General features: G+C 60.6%; 14 protein-coding genes. 10 read left to right on the top strand and 4 right to left on the bottom strand.

Features of this window, described 5'->3' with window-relative positions; genetic code table 11:
* Positions 1-23: 23 nt before the first annotated feature.
* From MRX98_RS09900 to MRX98_RS09890, 3 genes are all read left to right on the top strand, one after another.
* Positions 24-704, top strand: a complete 681-nt coding sequence (locus MRX98_RS09900; RefSeq protein WP_246906602.1) for a YkgJ family cysteine cluster protein — start codon at positions 24-26, stop codon at positions 702-704.
* A 6-nt stretch (positions 705-710) separates the two neighbouring features.
* Positions 711-1,058: a hypothetical protein gene (locus MRX98_RS09895; protein ID WP_246906600.1), complete on the top strand. Its 348-nt coding sequence runs from the start codon at positions 711-713 to the stop codon at positions 1,056-1,058.
* A 104-nt stretch (positions 1,059-1,162) separates the two neighbouring features.
* Positions 1,163-1,981: a 50S ribosomal protein L11 methyltransferase gene (locus MRX98_RS09890; RefSeq protein WP_246906598.1), complete on the top strand. Its 819-nt coding sequence runs from the start codon at positions 1,163-1,165 to the stop codon at positions 1,979-1,981.
* Positions 1,982-2,180: 199 nt separating this feature from the next.
* On the opposite strand, the gene MRX98_RS09885 is transcribed toward MRX98_RS09890, so the two are convergent.
* Positions 2,181-3,026, bottom strand: coding sequence for a rubredoxin-like domain-containing protein (locus tag MRX98_RS09885; protein ID WP_246906596.1), 846 nt, complete (start codon positions 3,024-3,026; stop codon positions 2,181-2,183).
* A gap of 263 nt (positions 3,027-3,289) precedes the next feature.
* Between MRX98_RS09885 and MRX98_RS09880 the strand changes: the two genes are divergently transcribed.
* Positions 3,290-4,747 (top strand): aminoacyl-histidine dipeptidase, encoded by a 1,458-nt coding sequence (locus MRX98_RS09880; protein WP_246906593.1) that lies wholly within the window; start codon positions 3,290-3,292, stop codon positions 4,745-4,747.
* Between the two features lie 6 nt (positions 4,748-4,753).
* Here MRX98_RS09880 and MRX98_RS09875 read toward each other — a convergent pair whose 3' ends face one another.
* Complete coding sequence (locus MRX98_RS09875; RefSeq protein ID WP_246906590.1) at positions 4,754-6,130, bottom strand: sigma-54-dependent transcriptional regulator; 1,377 nt, start codon at positions 6,128-6,130, stop codon at positions 4,754-4,756.
* Positions 6,131-6,505: 375 nt separating this feature from the next.
* Between MRX98_RS09875 and MRX98_RS09870 the strand changes: the two genes are divergently transcribed.
* The 6 genes from MRX98_RS09870 (at position 6,506) to MRX98_RS09845 (ending at position 16,236) form a co-directional block, all read left to right on the top strand.
* Positions 6,506-10,969 carry an FAD-dependent oxidoreductase gene (locus MRX98_RS09870; RefSeq protein WP_246906577.1) on the top strand — a complete coding sequence of 1,488 codons (4,464 nt, stop codon included), beginning with the start codon at positions 6,506-6,508 and terminating at the stop codon, positions 10,967-10,969.
* A gap of 108 nt (positions 10,970-11,077) precedes the next feature.
* The gene (locus MRX98_RS09865) at positions 11,078-11,521 is read left to right on the top strand and encodes a hydrogenase iron-sulfur subunit (RefSeq protein ID WP_246906574.1); all 444 of its coding nucleotides are present in this window, start codon (positions 11,078-11,080) and stop codon (positions 11,519-11,521) included.
* A gap of 74 nt (positions 11,522-11,595) precedes the next feature.
* A complete protein-coding gene (locus MRX98_RS09860; protein WP_246906571.1) occupies positions 11,596-12,264 on the top strand; it encodes a methylenetetrahydrofolate reductase C-terminal domain-containing protein in 669 nt (222 codons plus the stop codon).
* The gene (locus tag MRX98_RS09855) at positions 12,261-13,208 is read left to right on the top strand and encodes a methylenetetrahydrofolate reductase (protein ID WP_246906568.1); all 948 of its coding nucleotides are present in this window, start codon (positions 12,261-12,263) and stop codon (positions 13,206-13,208) included. Before MRX98_RS09860 ends, MRX98_RS09855 begins: the two co-directional genes overlap by 4 nt.
* Positions 13,209-13,315: 107 nt before the next feature.
* Positions 13,316-13,717, top strand: a complete 402-nt coding sequence (locus MRX98_RS09850; RefSeq protein WP_246906565.1) for a response regulator transcription factor — start codon at positions 13,316-13,318, stop codon at positions 13,715-13,717.
* Positions 13,718-13,890: 173 nt separating this feature from the next.
* Positions 13,891-16,236 carry a PAS domain-containing hybrid sensor histidine kinase/response regulator gene (locus MRX98_RS09845; RefSeq protein WP_246906562.1) on the top strand — a complete coding sequence of 782 codons (2,346 nt, stop codon included), beginning with the start codon at positions 13,891-13,893 and terminating at the stop codon, positions 16,234-16,236.
* A gap of 132 nt (positions 16,237-16,368) precedes the next feature.
* Here the strand turns inward: MRX98_RS09845 and MRX98_RS09840 are convergent, their stop codons facing one another.
* Positions 16,369-16,692 (bottom strand): DUF6955 family protein, encoded by a 324-nt coding sequence (locus MRX98_RS09840; protein ID WP_246906559.1) that lies wholly within the window; start codon positions 16,690-16,692, stop codon positions 16,369-16,371.
* 99 nt (positions 16,693-16,791) lie between these two features.
* Positions 16,792-17,205 carry a desulfoferrodoxin family protein gene (locus MRX98_RS09835; protein WP_246906556.1) on the bottom strand — a complete coding sequence of 138 codons (414 nt, stop codon included), beginning with the start codon at positions 17,203-17,205 and terminating at the stop codon, positions 16,792-16,794.
* Between the last annotated feature and the right edge of the window lie 155 nt (positions 17,206-17,360).

Below are 17,360 nucleotides of genomic sequence, written 5' to 3'. Positions count from 1 at the left end.
GTGAAACAGTGAGGAGTTGATTGATGGACTTAAAGCCCTATTTTGAAAAATATATGCAGTTGGTTCAACAGGTGGATGCCGCTTTTGAAAAGGTAAAACAGGAGTATCCCGAATGTGTGACTTGCAAGGAGGGCTGTTCTGATTGTTGTCATGCCCTGTTCGACCTGACCCTGGTCGAGGCGCTGTATATCAAGCAGCGTTTCGATGAGATGATGAGCGGTCCGGCCCGGGAGGCATTGCTGGAGCGTGCCGATGAGGCCGACCGCGCGGTGCATCGGCTCAAACGCCAAGCGTACAAGGATCATGAGGGGGGCCGGTCCGAGCAAGCGATTCTCGAGGAGATGGCGCTGCAACGGGTGCGCTGCCCCTGTCTGGATGACCAGGAGCGTTGTTTGATATACGACGCGCGCCCTATCACCTGCCGCATTTACGGCATTCCCACCGTTATTGGTGGCAAGGCCCACACTTGCGGCGTAAGCGGTTTCGCGCCGGGACAAACATATCCCACACTCAAATTGGACGCCGTGTACCAGCGTTTGTACGACATCTCAAGTGAACTGGCCGTCGGCATTCGCTCTCGCTATCCCAAGCTGGCGGAGCTTTTGGTGCCCCTTTCCATGGCCTTGCTGACCGAGTATACACAAGCGTATCTCGGTGTGGGTGAGGAAAACCCGGAAGCAGCCGCCGACCCACAGAAGGAGTGATTGGCCATGGCGAACCAGAACGATGATGCCGCTGCCCGCAAGCAGGCGATTTTTGACAACATGACAGCCCGCCGGCAGAAGCAGATTCTCAAAAAGGGTTTCGAGAACTGGGACCCTTTCGAAGAGCCCAAGGACCCCATCGATATTCGACGGGATGCCACCCGCCGCACCACGCAGCAATTGGTCGGCCAATTCCTGCAGGCGTGCGGCCAGGAGGACTACAGCAAAGCATATGGCCGCGGGGTGCTGGAAATGGCTTTGGGGATCATAAACAATGATGATCGCTTTGTGGGCATGTATGAGTTTGCGCTGTGGCATCGGGCCGAGGTGGAAAGGATGAAGGGTCGGTCCTGAATACCATGATCGGTTGCCGAAAGGCTGCTTGACGGCACCTTTGTTTTCCTGCGGCGATCACAGGATCCCGGGGCCATCGCCGCTGTCCCGGTATTGGAGGCGCCATGGTGGAAAATGCCGTGAAGGAGTGGCTCCGGAAATATTTTTCACATCGCCGTCAGCGCGTTACACCATCTGAGCTGATCCGTGAGTTGCACCGCCGGTTTCCTGCGGAGGCGCCCAGGCGTTTCCGTCGCTTGATTCAGCAAATGGTCGATGCCGGTGAGCTGCTTTACACCCATCCGTTCGCCATTTCCCACTTGGAGTGGAACCATTCAATTTCCCACCTGATTTCGCCTCGCCTCGCGTTGGTCACCGGGAACGCACAAGTGAACACACCAGCGGCCGTCATGCCGCTGCGGATGCAGGTCGGCGGTGCCTTCGGTGGCGGCGATCATCCCACTACCCGGCTCTGTCTGACGGCCGTGGATGACCTTTTGCTGGAAATCCGCCGAGCGGGTCGTGTGTTTCCCCGGGCCGCGGTGGATGTCGGCACGGGCACCGGGATGTTGTCCCTGGCCGTGGCGTTGCTGGGGGTGGCGCGGGTGCTGGCCCTTGATCTGGACCCCCTGGCCTGTCATGAGGCGGCGATTAATGTCAAGTGCAACGATCTGCAGAACCGCATCCTTGTGGCGGCCGGTTCCCTGGCGGCCGTGCCGAACCGCTGCTTTGATTTGGTGATGGCCAACCTCCGGCCCCCTACCCTGCACTGCCTGATGCCGGCGCTGAAAACGGTTACGCGACCCGGAGGCCATTGGGTGCTTTCGGGATTCCGACCGGATGAAGGAGAGGCTTTGCAATCGGTACTGCCTGCCGGATGCGGCTGCGAGCGGCAATTGGAACACCTCGATTGGGGCGCCATGGTGGTGGCGGTTGGGTCATAGGGGGTTTTGCGGTGGTTTTTGCCAAATAGAGGGTGTTTCGAACAGAAAAAGCCTGAGAGGATCAAATTCGACGGCTGGCGGTTATCCATGCGATCGTATTGGGGGGTTGTTGATCGCTCGATTTTGGGGGTCTGGTTGGTTTGCCCCCGCAAACCCTTGTCGACAAAGGGTTTGCGGGGAGCAAATGTCCGTTTGGGCACTATTTGGTGAAAACCAGTTTGCCGCCGTACCAACCCGCCACACCGGCGGCGGCCAAATTGCCCAGATTGAGCACCACAAAAAAGAAGTTGCCGAAAAGACCGTCCTGGTAGAGGTCGGGTTTGGCAAGCCACCAGATGGCGAGAATGATGGACAGCCCTGTCACCACGGCGGCGCAAATCATTTTCATGCGAAAGACGGGGGACATGCGACCAGCGAAACGATTGATCCAATCCACCCAGCCGGTGGCGACCACCAAGGGCATGGCAAGCGCTACGATGATGGTGTTGTACTTCGCGGCGGTGGCAAAGCCGGCGGCGCCAAACAGCAGGGCCACCAAGGTGAAGAAGACCGAAACGGGCAATAGCCCGTTGGGGATGTGCACCGCGATGGGATGGCCGTGCAGGCGCGTGAGGTGGTGGCTCATCTCTTCCCAGCGGCCGCTCGGTTTTAACCGTCGCGCCCAAGCCGGGCCTTCGGGAGCCGCTTCGGCTGTCGCTTCGGCGGTGGCGCCGCTGCCTGCTGCGGTCCTGGCGCCGCCGCCAGCCTCTTTCGCATCACTGTCTTCCACAGGCTCGAACATGCTTTTGTCGGCGCCGCATACAGGGCACTTGTCGGGCGGTTCGGGGCCTTCATGAATGTAGCCGCAAACGGTGCAGCGCCATTTGCGTGCCGGGCCCGAAGCACCGCCTGTTCCTTGCGCGGAAGCGGGTTGTGCCGGCTCATCGTCTGCGGTTTCGTCCAGCAGAATGAATTGGCTTTTGTCGGCCCCACAGACCGGGCATTTGTCCGGGGGCGTTTCCCCCTTGTGTACAAAGCCGCAAACCATGCATTTCCATTGTTTCATAAATTGCATCCTTTGATGTGTTGAAGTAAGCCGTTTCAAAAGCGCGGCCTCTGGTCGTTTGCCATCGGCACCATTCGCGGCGGTGTGACCGGGCCGCTTGCAACGGCCTTATTTTAGACCACATCGAGGGGGTCGCCGCAAGGAGAATTTGATACTTCGATGCGCCTTGCGTTGTTGTCGTTGAAAGAGGTATAGCAAGGGTTCGGGCTGTTCCCCAATTGAGTGGGGCGGCCGTCGGCGAAGCTTTCCAAAAGGAGTGTGCGATGGATCAAAACGCTGCTGCGTTAAATAAGATTTTGGACTATTTCGAGCAGATCAACGCCATCCCGCGGTGCTCGAAAAACGAAGCCCGTCTGGGTCGCTGGTTGGCCGACTGGGCGACAGCACGGGGGTTTGCCATTGATGAAGATGCGGCCGGCAACCTGGTGGTGCGCGTGCCGGCCAGTTCCGGCATGGCGGAACGACCCACGGTGATCCTGCAAGGCCACATGGATATGGTGTGTGAAAAGACACCCGATTCCCCGCATGATTTTACACGCGACCCCATTCGCTCCCATCGCGAGGGGGATTGGCTCACGGCCGACCGCACCTCCTTGGGGGCGGACAACGGCATCGCTCTGGCTTACGCCTTGGCCTTGGCCGAGGATCCGGCGGTGGACCACCCCCCCCTGGAGCTGCTCTTCACGGTGGATGAAGAAACCGGACTCAACGGTGTTAAGGAGCTGCCCCCCGAACTGATCAGCGGGCGCATCCTCATCAACCTCGATTCCGAGGACGAGGGGGTCTTTACCATCGGGTGTGCTGGCGGCATGGATACCACCCTTACCATGGCCCTGGTGCGCGAGCCGTTTCCTGAGGGCTGGGTCCCCTACGAGGTGCTGGTGGGCGGCTTGCGGGGTGGCCATTCCGGAATCGATATCGACAAACAAAGGGGCAACGCCAACAAGGTGCTGGCGCGCACTTTGGCGCACCTTGGCAGCCGCATTGCTCCGGCCATTGCAACTTTGAGCGGCGGCACCCGGCACAACGCCATCCCGCGGGATGCCACGGCCGTTATCGCCTGCCCGGCCGAGGCGGTCCAAACGCTGATGGCCGCCACGGCCGAGGCACAAGCGATCATGCGTGCCGAATGGCAGGGCGTGGATGAAGGGTTGTCCATCCAGGTGCGTCCGTTGACCACGGCGCCGCATACCGTATGGGTTGCCGATATTGCCGGGCGCATTATCAACCTGTTGTTGGCCCTGCCCGACGGCGTCGCCACCATGTCCACCACCCTGGAAGGGTTGGTGGAAACCTCCAGCAATCTGGCCACCGTGGTTGTTGAAGGGGACAATCTGTGCATTCTGATCAGTCAGCGCAGTGCTGTTGCATCCCGCCTGGCCGCGCTGACGGGCAAGGTGCACGCCATCGCCGCGCTGGCCGGCGCGACAGTCAGCGACAGCAACAAGTATCCCCCCTGGCAACCGGATATGGCCGCCGATCTGCTCAACACCGCCCGTACGGTGTATGCCGAGCTGTTCGGTGCGCAACCCGTGCTGCAGGTGATCCATGCCGGATTGGAGTGCGCCATCATCGGTGAGCGCAGTCCCGGAATGCAGATGATCTCCTTCGGCCCGGACATCGAGAATCCCCACTCCCCCACCGAGCGCATGCATATTCCTTCGGTGGAAAAGGTGTGGCGTTTCCTGGTGGCACTGCTGGCGCGCATCGGTCAAAAATAGAGTGCGCTATGCCACTCCGTAGGATGCGAGTTTGCGGCGCAGGGTGTTGAGCCCGATGTCCAGCACTTTGGCCGTTTTGGATTTGTTGCGCTTGCACCGCTCGTATGCCGCCAGAATGTGCGCTTTCTCCACCTCGGCCAGGGGACGGATCTCGGCGGGTGCGGGTTGGACGGCGGGGGCATGGGACTGTTGGGGCAAATGGCGCATGTGTTCCGGCAAATGGATGACATCCAACGTGGCGCCCCCGGCCAGGTTGACGGCCGATTGGATCACCGATTTGAGTTCGCGGACATTGCCGGGCCAGTGGTAGGCGAGCAGCCGCCGGCGGGCTGCCTCGGCAATGTGTTGGGCACCGCGGGGATATTCTGCGTATTTGCTTAAAAAGACATTGGTCAGCAGCTCTATGTCTTCCTGCCGCTCCCGCAGCGGCGGCAGGTGGAGCCAGCCGCCCCGGATGCGGTAAAACAGGTCCTTGCGGAAAGCCTTGCGGCTGATCATGCGGTCCAGATCCTCGTTGGTGGCGGCGATGAACCGCAAGTCCACCTGTATTCTTTCATTGCTGCCAACTCGCGAAAACTCCCCCTCCTGCAACACCCGCAGCAGCTTACCCTGCAGTTCCAAGGGCAAATCCCCGATTTCGTCTAAAAAAAGGGTCCCGCGATCAGTGTGCTCCAGGAAGCCGGCCCTTGGCGCGGTGGCCCCGGTGAAGGCGCCGCGGGTGTGACCGAAGAACTCGGCCTCGAACAGTTGGGGTGAAATGGAGGCCATGTTGATCGGCGTGAACGGATGTTGCGACCGGGAGCTGGCATTGTGGATGGCGCGGGCCAGCAGCTCCTTGCCGGTGCCGCTTTCGCCGGTGATCAGAATGGGCACGTTGCTGGAGGCATGCAGTTCGGCCTCTTTGAGAATGCGTTGCATGGCCGCATTCTGGGTCAGAATCGGTTCGAAGGGGGCAGGGTTGGACAGCGCGGGGTGGGCCTGCCGTTTTTCGATATCCAGGATATCCAACAGCCGCTTGCGCTCCAAGGCCCGCGGCAAGGTCAGCGCCAGCACATCCTTGGCCACCGGCTTGACTAGGTAGTCGTAGGCGCCCTTGCGCAGGCAATCCACCGCGGTGCGGGCTTCGTTGATGGCTGTGACCATGATGCATTCGGTTCCGGGACTGGTGTTCTTGATGCGTTCCAGCAAGGCCATGCCGTCCATTTCAGGCATGGTCATGTCGATCAGGGCCACATCGAAGCTCTCGCCGGCATCAAAGGCCGCGGCCGCGGCCAAGGGGCTGTCCTCCAAGCGTAACCGCGTGTAACCGAGGGACCGGAGCTTGCCGGCCAGCAACTCCAAGTAGTCGTGATCATCGTCGACAAGTATGATGCGGCTGCTCATGAATTGTACTCCCTTCCACTGCCATCGTTCCATTTTGGCACGAAATTGGATGCGCGCCATTTTGGCATAGATATAAACAACCATCTGAAAACATACAAGTATTATATATTGATGGGCCATTCTGGCATACCATTTCGGTATATTTCAGGTGGCCGTATAAGGCCTTTTCAACCTTGCCATAATAATATACCGAAATATTTCAATGTGTTGTGCCGGTGCCGATAGAGTGGCACGGCTGTTGCTAATTTGTACCCGGTGTCGAAAACCAAATACAATCGCGTCGCTGGACAAGGGGATACCCCTGGCGCGTCAACGGTGATGGTCGATGGGCGCGGCCCATCCTGGCAGACCCAAAATTGAAGCAGAGGACAGTCAATGCAACCTGAAAACAGTTCGGATTCTAAAAAAAGCGTGGTCGGTTCCGTAATGGTGGTGGGCGGCGGCATCGCCGGCATTCAAGCCTCCCTGGATTTGGCCGATTCGGGATACCTGGTCAAAATGGTGGAGGAAAAATCGGCCATCGGCGGTGTCATGGCCCAGCTGGACAAGACTTTTCCCACCAACGACTGTTCCATGTGCGTCATCTCCCCCAAACTGGTGGAGGCGGGGCGCCACCTGAACATCGATCTGTACACCATGACCGAGGTGGAAAAGGTGGAGGGCGAGGCCGGCAACTTCAAGGTCACCCTGCTGGAACGGCCCCGGTATGTGGACCTGGACAAGTGCACGGCCTGCGGCGAATGCAGCAAGGTGTGTCCCATCGAGATGCCCAACACTTTCGACGAGGGATTGCGCGAACGCAAGGCGGCCTTCAAGCTCTATCCCCAGGGCATGCCCAGTGCCTACGCTATCGAAAAGCGCGGCACGGCGCCCTGCAAGGCCACTTGCCCGGCCCATGTAAGCATTCAGGGCTACATCGCCCTGATCAACGACGGCCGTTACAAGGAAGCCCTCAAGCTGTTCAAGCAGGACCATCCCTTCCCGGCCGTGTGCGGCCGTGTGTGCCACCACCCTTGTGAAGGGGAGTGTACCCGCAACGAGGTGGACCAGCCCCTGGCCATCCGCGAACTGCACCGCTTTTTGGCCGACTACGAGCGCCAGAGCGGTGACACCTACATTCCCGCCGTTGAGGCGGATAAGCGGGATGAGAAGATCGCCGTGATCGGCGCGGGCCCCGCCGGCCTGACGGCGGCCTACTACCTGACCCTCAAAGGGTACGGGGTGACCATCTTCGAAAAGCTGCCCGAACCCGGCGGCATGATGCGCGTAGGGATTCCCGAATACCGCTTGCCGCGCGACATTCTGGCCGAGGAGATCGATGTGATCCGGCAGATGGGGGTGGAGATCCGCTGTGGTGTCACCTTCGGCAAGGAGGTCACCCTGGAGAGCTTGCAAAAAGAGGGGTACAAGGCCTGTTTCCTGGCCATCGGCTTGCACGGCGGCCGGCGACTGGGCGTGGAAAACGAGGATGCCGAAGGAGTGCTGCAAGGGGTCGAATTCCTGCGCGACGCGGCCATGGGCAAGGAGGTGGTCATCGGCGAGGATGTGTTGGTGGTGGGCGGCGGCAATGTGGCCATCGACGTAGCCTTGACCGCCAAGCGCAAGGGGGCCAAGAATGTCACCCTGATCTGCCTGGAGAAGCGCGAAGAGATGCCGGCCTGGGAGCACGAGATCGAAGAGGCCCTGGAGGGCGACATCCAAATCGTCAACAGTTTCGGTCCGAAATCCTTCTTCATCGACAAGAACAAGAAGGTGTCGGGCCTCGAGTTCAAGACCTGCACGACGGTCTTCGACGAGGACGGCCGGTTCAGTCCGCAGTACGACGACAACGCTTGCCAGCCCTTTTTCGCCGACACGGTAATTATCGCCATCGGCCAGAGCACCAACCTGGAGGGCATCAAGGAGCAGGAGATCGCCATCTCCCGCCCCGGCGGCCTGGAGGCCGATCCGGTCACCCTGCAAACCCCCATCGAATGGGTGTTCGCCGGTGGCGATGCCTTCTACGGCCCCAAATCGGTGGTGGATGCCGTGGCCTGCGGCAAGGAGGCCGCCGAAAGCATTCACCGTTTCGTCAACGGCCTGGATCTGAAGGAAGGTCGCGAGAAAAAGTGGGAATACGTCAAGCCGGAGACGGCCTATGAAGAGAAGAAAAAGCGCGTGACCGTGCGCTGCCTGGATCCCGAGGCGCGGGAGTGCAACTTTTTGGAAGTCTCCTTCGGTTACAACGAAGAAGAGGCCAAACTGGAGGCCGACCGCTGTCTCAAGTGCGGCATCTGCTCGGAATGCTACCAGTGCGTGGAGGCGTGCCTGGCCAAGGCGGTTAACCACGAGATGCAGCCCAAGCGCACGGTGGTGGAGGTGGGCTCCTTGATCCTGGCCCCCGGCTTTTCGCCCTACGATCCGAGCAAGCACGAATACTACGCCTATGCCAAGCATCCCAACGTGGTCACCGCCCTGGAATTCGAACGGATTCTTTCCGCGTCCGGCCCATATCAGGGGCACTTGATCCGGCCTTCGGACCACAAGGAGCCGGAGAAGATCGCCTGGCTGCAGTGCATCGGCTCGCGGGATATCAATAAGTGCGACCACAGCTACTGTTCGGCGGTGTGCTGCATGTACGCCGCCAAGCAGACGGTGATCGCCAAGGAGCATAGCAGTAAAGATCTGGACACCGCCGTCTTCTTCATGGACATGCGCACCTACGGCAAGGATTTCGAACGCTACTACATGCGCTGCGAGAACGAAAAAGGGGTGCGCTTCGTCCGTTCGCGGGTACACACCATCGACCCGGTGGAAGGTGACAATCTACGACTGCGTTATGTGAATGAAGAGGGCGAGCTGATCGAAGAGCTCTTCGACATGGTGGTCCTCTCCGTGGGGCTGGCGCCCAACGAAGCGGCGATCAAACTGGCCCATACCGTGGGCATCGATCTCAATGGCCACCAGTTCGCCCAGACCAGCGATCTGGCGCCGGTAGCCACCAACAAAGAAGGGATATACGTTTGCGGCGTGTTCCAGGGACCCAAGGACATTCCGCAATCGGTGATGGAGGCGTCCGCCGCCGCGGCCGCTTCGGCCAAGAACCTGACGGCCGCCCGGGGTACGCTGATCCGGGCCAAGCAGTTGCCGCCCGAGCTGGATGTGGCCGACCAGGCGCCGCGGGTGGGCGTTTTTGTCTGCAACTGCGGCATCAACATCGGCGGCGTGGCCGATGTGCCGGCGGTGCGTGAGTATGCCAGGAACCTGCCCCACGTGGTGCACGTGGAAGACAACTTGTTCACCTGCTCCCAGGACACCCAGGACAAGATGAAAGAGGTGATCAAGGAAATGGGCATCAACCGGGTGGTGGTGGCCTCCTGTTCGCCGCGCACCCACGAGCCCCTGTTCCAGGAAACCATCCGCGAGGCCGGCCTGAACAAATATCTTTTCGAAATGGCCAACATTCGCGATCAGAACACCTGGGTGCACATGAACAATCCGGCCAAGGCCACCGAAAAGGCCAAGGACCTGGTGCGCATGGCCGTGGCCAAGGCGGCCTATGTGGAGCCGTTGCACCAGGTGAGCCTGGAGGTCAAACAGACGGCCCTGGTGGTGGGCGGCGGCGTGGCCGGCATGGAGGCTGCTTTAGGACTGGCCGATCAGGGGTTTCAAACCGATCTGGTGGAACGGGAAGATCATCTGGGCGGCAACGCCCTGTGGCTGCGCGCCACCTGGCAGGGAGAAAAAGTGCGGCCCTACGTGGAAAAGCTCATCGAGCGGGTGAGCAACCACCCTAAAATCCGTCTGCATCTCAACAGCGAGGTGGTTGAAACCGCGGGCATTCTGGGCCACTTCACCAGCACGGTGGCCACCGGCGGCACCACCATGACGACCACCGCCATCGAGCACGGCGTAACGGTGTTGGCCACCGGCGGCAAGGAGTACCAGCCCACCGAATACCAGTACGGTCAGCACCCCGCCATTCTGACCCACCAGCAGATGGACGAGGCCATGACCGCCGAAGACGAACGCATCGCCGCGGCCGACACGGCCGTTTTCATCCAGTGTGTGGGCTCGCGCACCGAGGAGCGCCCCTCGTGCAGCCGCATCTGCTGCACTCACAGCGTCAAGTCGGCCATCGCACTCAAGGAGCGCAAGCCGGAGATGAGCGTCTTTATCCTTTACCGCGACATCCGCACCTACGGTTTCCGGGAAGACCTCTACCGCAAGGCCCGGGAGCTGGGTGTGATCTTCATCCGTTTCGACCTGGCCTCGGCCCCCAACGTGGCTGCCGATGGCGATCAACTCAGCGTCACGGTCAAGGATCACATCCTGGGACGGCCCATCGAACTCAACCCCGACCTGCTGGTGCTGGCGACAGCGGTGCTGCCCAACGAGAACAAGGATCTGTTCGAGCTGTTCAAGGTGCCCATCAACGCCGAGGGCTTTCTGGTCGAGGCCCACGCCAAGCTGCGCCCGGTGGATTTCTCCTCCGAGGGGATCTTCATGGCCGGCCTGGCCCATTATCCCAAGTCCATCGACGAAACCATCGCCCAGGCCCAGGCGGCGGTCTCCCGCGCTTCGACCATTCTGAGCAAGGAGACCATCTGGGTGGGCGGTGTGACGGCCATCGTGGATCCGGACAAGTGCGCGGTCTGCTTGACCTGCGTGCGCACCTGCCCCTATCATGTGCCCTATATCGGTTCGGAGGGCTACGCGGTCATCGATCCGGCCGGGTGCCAGGGCTGCGGCTGCTGCGTCTCCGAATGCCCGGGCAAGGCCATCACCCTGAAACACTTCACCGATCAACAGCTCATCGCCAAGACCGATGCCTTGTTCGCCGAGTGCTTGACCCAATAAGCGCCAGAACGATCCCCTGCGCCTGCCGAAGAAGACAACCGCGGGGCGGGGGATCGAAACAATTATCCAAAGCAAAAAACACTTCACCATCCAAGAAAGGAAGAGGCCATGACAGCAACCTACGAACCCCAAATCGTCGCCTTTTGCTGCAAGTACTGCGCATACGCGGCGGGCGATCTGGCCGGTTCCATGCGGCTGAACTATCCGCCCAACGTCAAGGTGATCCAGGTGCCCTGCACCGGTCGCGTGGACATACTGCACCTGTTGCGGGCCATAGAAGACGGTGCCGACGCCGTCTATGTGGCCGGGTGACTGGAGGGTGAATGCCATTTCCTGGAAGGAAATATCAAAACCCGCCGCAAAGTCGAATATGTGAAGCGCACCCTGAAAGCCATCGGTATGAAGAGTGAACGGGTGGAAATGTACAATCTGTCTTCGGCCCAGGGACCGCGGTTCGCGGAGATCGCCACCGAAATGACCGAACGGGCCAAGGAACTGGGCCCCAGCCCGCTCAATCCCTGCGTAACAGCGACCGAGGAGACGCCGGCTTGAAGATGCGCGCCCCTTGGGACCCCATTTCCGTGTGTCCGGCACTGCTGCCGGCACACCATGCAACGAGGTGAATCATGATTATTGCTGACCGAAAACCCCTGGAAGAGATCCAGGAGATGATAAAGCCGTACGACAACATTATGTTGGTCGGCTGTAAGGGGTGTGTGACCGTCTGCAACGTCGGCGGCCTCAAGGAGGTGCAGATTCTGGCCTCCACCTTGCGCATCGCCCGCAAAAAAGAGGGTCGCCCCATCAAAATCGAAGAGCGGATGCTGGAGCGGCAGTGCGACCCGGAGTATATAGAGCAACTGCGCGACGTGTATGACCAGTATGACGCCGTTCTCTCCATGGCCTGCGGCGTCGGGCCCCAGTTTCTCTCCGAGGCCTATCCCGAACAGCGCTTTTTTCCCACCGTCAACACCACCTTCATGGGCGGCGCCGTGCGCCATGGCGTCTGGGAAGAGCGCTGCGCCGGTTGCGGCACCTGCATTATCCACTTCTTCGACGGCATGTGCCCCATCTCCCGCTGTTCCAAAAGCCTGCAGCACGGACCCTGCGGCGGAAGCGCCGCGGGAAAGTGCGAAATCGCCAAGGACGTGGTCTGTGTCTGGGATCTGATCGTGCGCAAGAAAACGGAACAGGGACGGCTGGAGGACCTGCGCCGCTATTGGGCCGCCAAGGATTGGCGCACGGCCCGGGACGGCGGACCCCGTAAGAGTATAAGGGAGGAGCTGGTGCAATGAGCGACAACGGTTACAAATCCGGAAGCAACCTGGAACGGGTCCTCAAAGCGGGTCATTTCGCCTTCACCGGTGAGTGCGGACCGCCCAAGGGGGCCAACGTAGAGCATCTCAACGAGAAGATGGCGCCCCTGAAAGGCGTGGTGGACGCCATTAACGTGACCGACAACCAGACCGCCGTGGTGCGCATGTCCAGCAAAGCCGCCAGTGCCTTGATGGTGCAGGCCGGCCTGGAACCCAATTTTCAGATGGTGTGCCGCGACCGCAACCGCATCGCCATGCAGAGCGACATCCTGGGCATTCACGCCCTGGGCATCCGTAATATGCTCTGCCTGTCCGGCGACCACCAGAAGTTCGGCAACCATCCGGAAGCCAAGAACGTCTACGACCTGGACAGCATGCAATTGATCGCCCTGGCCAAGAAGATGCGGGATGAAGGCAAGTTTCTCAACGACGAGGAGATCGACGGGCCGCCGAAACTCTTTATCGGCGCCGCGGCCAACCCCTTCGCCGACCCCACCGAGTTTCGCGTCTACCGTCTGGCCAACAAGATCGATGCCGGGGCCGATTTCATCCAGACCCAGTGCATCTACAACATGCCCCGCTTCCGTGAGTTCATGAAACGCGCCGTGGACATGGGCCTGACCGAGCGGGCCTACATCCTTGCCGGCGTCACCCCCATGAAAAGCGCGGGTATGGCCAAGTACATGGCCAAATTCGTGCCCGGCATGGATGTGCCCGCAGAGCTGATCAAGCGGTTGGAAGGCGCCGGCAAAGGCAAGATGGCCGAAGAGGGCATCAAGTTCGCCATTGAACAGATCGAAGAGTTCAAACAGATGGCGGGCGTGGCCGGCGTCCATCTGATGGCCATCGAGTGGGAGCACAAAGTGCCCGAAATCGCCGAGCGGGCCGGTGTGTTGCCGCGGCCGGTGATGGACCCCGCGTAACCCTTTGCTGCCGACCTGAAGCGACAGGCATCATTGCCGATCCGGCCGCGCCCTGCGCGGCGCGGCCGGAGTCGAACACCCTTTTCACCCGGCGGGAACAAGTGCCCATGAGCCCCAAAAAACGCATCTTGGTGGTGGACGACGAGCCGGATCATTGCGCCCTGGTGCGCCGGATTCTGGAAAAGGCCGGGTATGAGGTGGATGTGGCCTATGACGGTCGCGAATGCTTGCAAAAGGTGTGCGATCAACCCCCAGACGCCATCTTGCTCGATGTGATTATGCCGGAAACCGACGGCTATACGGTGTGCAAAACCCTCAAGGCCGACCAGCGCTTCGGCCACATTCCCATCATCATCTTGACGGCCGAGCCGGCACCGCAGCTGGCCACCCGCTTTTCCCACCACCAGCGCGTCCATACCGATGCCGACGACTACCTGCCCAAACCGGCTTCCGCCGAGCAGATCACCCGCAGCGTGCGCAACCTGCTTGATCGTCAGCCCCCGGCTTGAGCACCCTCCCTTCTTTTCCGGCAAAGCGGACAGCGTTCACTCCAGATACACAAACAATCCGGTTGATTTCTACATGCGACCGGCCAGTGCCCCAAAGCCCCTGCCCTTGAATTTGCGGCCGCCATGGTGAATACTTGCCACAGTGGACACCTTCAACAAGCGGGAGTCGTTTCATGGCAACTTCACCCCAAAGTCCCGGCAAATCGGCCGCACCGGTCCCCTCCATGGCGACCGTCGCCCGTTGTGTGCTGCAAGTTTCCTTTTTGCGCCGCATATTGATCGCCTGTGGCCTGCTGGCGATTTTTCTGCCGCTGTTCAGTTGGACCTACCTGGCGCCGGCCCACCACCTGGGCAATGCCCTGTTGTTGCTGGCGGCGCTGACACTGATGGGCGTGGTCGCGGCGGCCCTCTACCGGGCCGGCCGGGCCATTTTGGCCCACCAGGAGGTGGATCTCGCCCTGCAACGCGCCCACGATGATCTGGAGCAACGGGTGGCCATGCGCACCCGGGATCTGCGCTTGGCCAATGAGGCCTTGGAGTTGGAGATCGGTCAACACCGGGCTGTGGAAGCGGCCTTGCGCGACAGCGAGGCGCTTTTTCGACAACTGCTCGAAACCATTCCCAACCCGGTTTTCTACAAGGATGACCAGGGGATCTTCATGGGGTGCAATGCGGCCTACTGCCACACCGTGGGGCTGTCCAAAGAGCAGATCATGGGCCGGCGCCTGGTGGATCTGCCCGGCATCACTTTCAGCGACATGGCCGAACACTACCACCGCCAGGACCTGGCGCTGATCCGGACGCCGGGCATTCAAGTGCATGAAGAGCAACTGATCTGCGCCGACGGGCAATTGCGGGATTACATGCTGTTCAAGGCCACCTTCCGCGAGGAAGCCGGCAAGGTGGCCGGGCTGGTGGGGGTGATGCTGGACATCACCGAGCGCAAGAAAATGGAACAGGCCCTGGAGGAGAGCAAGGCGCTTTTCGACGCCTTCATGCACCATCTGCCGGGCCTGGCTGTCATCAAAGACCTGGAGGGTCGCTATGTTTTCGTCAACCATGCCTTTTCCCGATTCGTCGGCATGGCCAACGGCGCGGCCGTCGGCATGGACGACGGGCAAGTGTGGGGTGCCGCCACCGCGTCTCAATTGCGCGCCGGCGACCAAGCGGTGCGACAAAGCCGTCAAGCGGTCAATGGCGTGGAAACGGTCACCCCTCCCGGCCGTCAACCGCGCCATCTGCTGGTGACCCGCTTTCCCATTTTTCAGGAATCGGCGTTGACCGCATTAGGCGCGGTGGCCATCGATATCACCGAACACACGGAAACGGAACAGCGGCAGCGGCAACTGGAGCGGCAGTTGCAGCAAGCGCAAAAGATGGAGGCCCTGGGCACCTTGGCCGGCGGCATTGCCCACGACTTCAACAACATCCTCGCATCGGTGATCGGCTACACCCAGATCGCCCGGACCGACCTGCCCGCCGAGGCCCCGGTCCAACCCTACCTGAAACGGGTGCTGGAGGCCGGCGAGCGGGCCGTGGTGCTGGTCAAACAGATCCTGACCTTCAGCCGCAAAGGCGACACGGAACCGCAGCCTGTTCAAGTGGGGCCCATCATCAAGGAGGTGCTGCAACTGGTGCGGGCCACCCTGCCGGCCACCATTGCCTTGGACAAGCGGATCCACAGCGATGCTACCGTAATGGCCGACCCGGTGCAGATCCACCAGGTGATGATGAACCTGTGCGCCAATGCCGGCCATGCCATGCGCGACAGCGGCGGTACCTTGACCGTGACCCTGGAGGATGTGGTGCTGGATGCCGCCTTCGCCCGCCGCCATGCCGATATCATCAAGCCGGGACCCCATGTGCGACTGTCGGTGGCCGACACGGGCCACGGCATCTCCCCCGAACATATGGGCCGTATTTTCGAGCCCTTTTTCACCACCAAACCCAAGGGAGAAGGCACCGGCATGGGCTTGTCGGTGGTGCACGGCATCGTTACCCGCTTGGGGGGCACGGTCACTGTGGATAGTACGCCCGGCAAGGGGGCCCGGTTCGACATCCACGTGCCCGTTCTGCCCCATGCCCCCGTTCCCATGAAACAGGCCGCCGGTGCCTTGCCGGCGGGCAACGAGCGCATTCTGCTGGTGGATGACGAACCGTTCCAGACCGATATGCTCAAACATATGCTGGGTCTGCTGGGGTACAAGGTGACCGCTTGCAACAGCGGCAAGGATGCCCTGGCCCTTTTCAATAAAGACCCCGGCGCTTTCGATCTGGTGATCACGGATCTGATGATGCCCGAGCTGCGCGGCGATGCCATGGCCCGGCGCATGTTGGACCGGCGTACCGATCTGCCGATCATCCTGTGTACCGGTTTCGGTGAGAACATTTCCGCCGAACAAACAGCGGCCATGGGGATTCGTGCCTTCACCCTCAAACCCCTGAACATGGAGACCCTGGCCCGACTGGTGCGTGAAGTTTTGGATGCCGCTTCCAGTGATACGGTAGCAGCGCAATAGGGGGCCCGCCGCGGCGGAAACGCGAAAGGGGCGCCCCGTTGGGGACGCCCCTGTGCATGTGCGCCGTTGTTGATGGCGGTGACAGCGCCGGATGGTGACCATCCGCAACGCCGATGAACACCGTCGTCGGTTTTAACGCATGGCTGCCCGGGGTGCCTTGCCGGCCAGCGGGTTGTACAACTTCATGATAGCGAATTTCATCACATCCAGGGTCTTCATCTCACCGATGATGGCCAGCAGCTTGGCCTCCGCCTCCTCGGGCAAAACGCAGCCGTTGTCGCCGTCGAAAGCCAGATCGGGAAACCCTTTGACCAGTTTTTTTTGCTCTTTGCCGCTCATGGGCACCTGAACCGCCGGTTTGCCGTCCACAGTGGCAATCCGGTCGGCCAGGCCGGCCGCTTCGATCGCTTTCCGCTTTTCGTCATCCAAAAAAACATTGATTTGATAGTCCGCCATGATTTTATTCTCCTGTGCCTTCAATAGAGGGTCCATCGCCAACCAAAAGGCGCATAAATCAGCGCAGTCTATTGAGAAAAGGAGATGACGTCAAGCTTTTTAGGACAGCGTCACGGTCGCCTCCGCGGGCCCTTCGCTGCCGTGCAGATTGCAATTGGCCTCGGCCTTGACATGGATGGTTTCGCGCATGGTGTGGCGCAGGGTGACGGTGAAATTTTCGTCCTCAGGCCGGTTGCGGCCGCTGTATTCCCAGCGCTGCGCTTCCTCCCCATTGATTTCGAGGGCCACCCAATTGGTGTAGTGAAAGAAACTGTTACCGCTGTGGGTCACGTGCAGCTCGATGACGATCTCCTCGCCGGCGGCGGCGCTGTCCGGGGCCACGATGCGCACCGCCGACTTGTTGGCCGTTGCCGGCTTGGCGCGCAGCACCAAGCCGGCCGCCACCATGCCCGCGGCGGTTTTCATGAAATCACGTCGGCTGAAACCTTGAGGGGCGTGTTCCTTTTTTTCCATGGACATCTCCCTTTCATTGGCTTGAATGGGGTTCGGGGTTGTGGTGGACGACAATGGTGCAACACATCCATTATCAATGGGATGCGTTGATTTTTCAATGCCGAAAGACACGCGTACCGTATATCCCTATTGTCGAAGCAAGGCGACAGCATGGG

The organism is Desulfatitalea alkaliphila, from assembly GCF_022968795.1.
GTDB lineage: Bacteria > Desulfobacterota > Desulfobacteria > Desulfobacterales > Desulfosarcinaceae > Desulfatitalea > Desulfatitalea alkaliphila.
This window is presented reverse-complemented; position numbering and strand designations above follow the sequence as displayed.

What these genes read in the sequence shown, in the direction of transcription:
- MRX98_RS09900 (WP_246906602.1), top strand. Translation starts at nt 24, where the DNA reads ATGGACTTAAAGCCCTATTTTGAAAAATATATGCAGTTGGTTCAACAG.
- MRX98_RS09895 (WP_246906600.1), top strand. Translation starts at nt 711, where the DNA reads ATGGCGAACCAGAACGATGATGCCGCTGCCCGCAAGCAGGCGATTTTT.
- MRX98_RS09890 (WP_246906598.1), top strand. Translation starts at nt 1,163, where the DNA reads ATGGTGGAAAATGCCGTGAAGGAGTGGCTCCGGAAATATTTTTCACAT.
- MRX98_RS09885 (WP_246906596.1), bottom strand. Translation starts at nt 3,026, where the DNA reads ATGAAACAATGGAAATGCATGGTTTGCGGCTTTGTACACAAGGGGGAA.
- MRX98_RS09880 (WP_246906593.1), top strand. Translation starts at nt 3,290, where the DNA reads ATGGATCAAAACGCTGCTGCGTTAAATAAGATTTTGGACTATTTCGAG.
- MRX98_RS09875 (WP_246906590.1), bottom strand. Translation starts at nt 6,130, where the DNA reads ATGAGCAGCCGCATCATACTTGTCGACGATGATCACGACTACTTGGAG.
- MRX98_RS09870 (WP_246906577.1), top strand. Translation starts at nt 6,506, where the DNA reads ATGCAACCTGAAAACAGTTCGGATTCTAAAAAAAGCGTGGTCGGTTCC.
- MRX98_RS09860 (WP_246906571.1), top strand. Translation starts at nt 11,596, where the DNA reads ATGATTATTGCTGACCGAAAACCCCTGGAAGAGATCCAGGAGATGATA.
- MRX98_RS09855 (WP_246906568.1), top strand. Translation starts at nt 12,261, where the DNA reads ATGAGCGACAACGGTTACAAATCCGGAAGCAACCTGGAACGGGTCCTC.
- MRX98_RS09850 (WP_246906565.1), top strand. Translation starts at nt 13,316, where the DNA reads ATGAGCCCCAAAAAACGCATCTTGGTGGTGGACGACGAGCCGGATCAT.
- MRX98_RS09845 (WP_246906562.1), top strand. Translation starts at nt 13,891, where the DNA reads ATGGCAACTTCACCCCAAAGTCCCGGCAAATCGGCCGCACCGGTCCCC.
- MRX98_RS09840 (WP_246906559.1), bottom strand. Translation starts at nt 16,692, where the DNA reads ATGGCGGACTATCAAATCAATGTTTTTTTGGATGACGAAAAGCGGAAA.
- MRX98_RS09835 (WP_246906556.1), bottom strand. Translation starts at nt 17,205, where the DNA reads ATGGAAAAAAAGGAACACGCCCCTCAAGGTTTCAGCCGACGTGATTTC.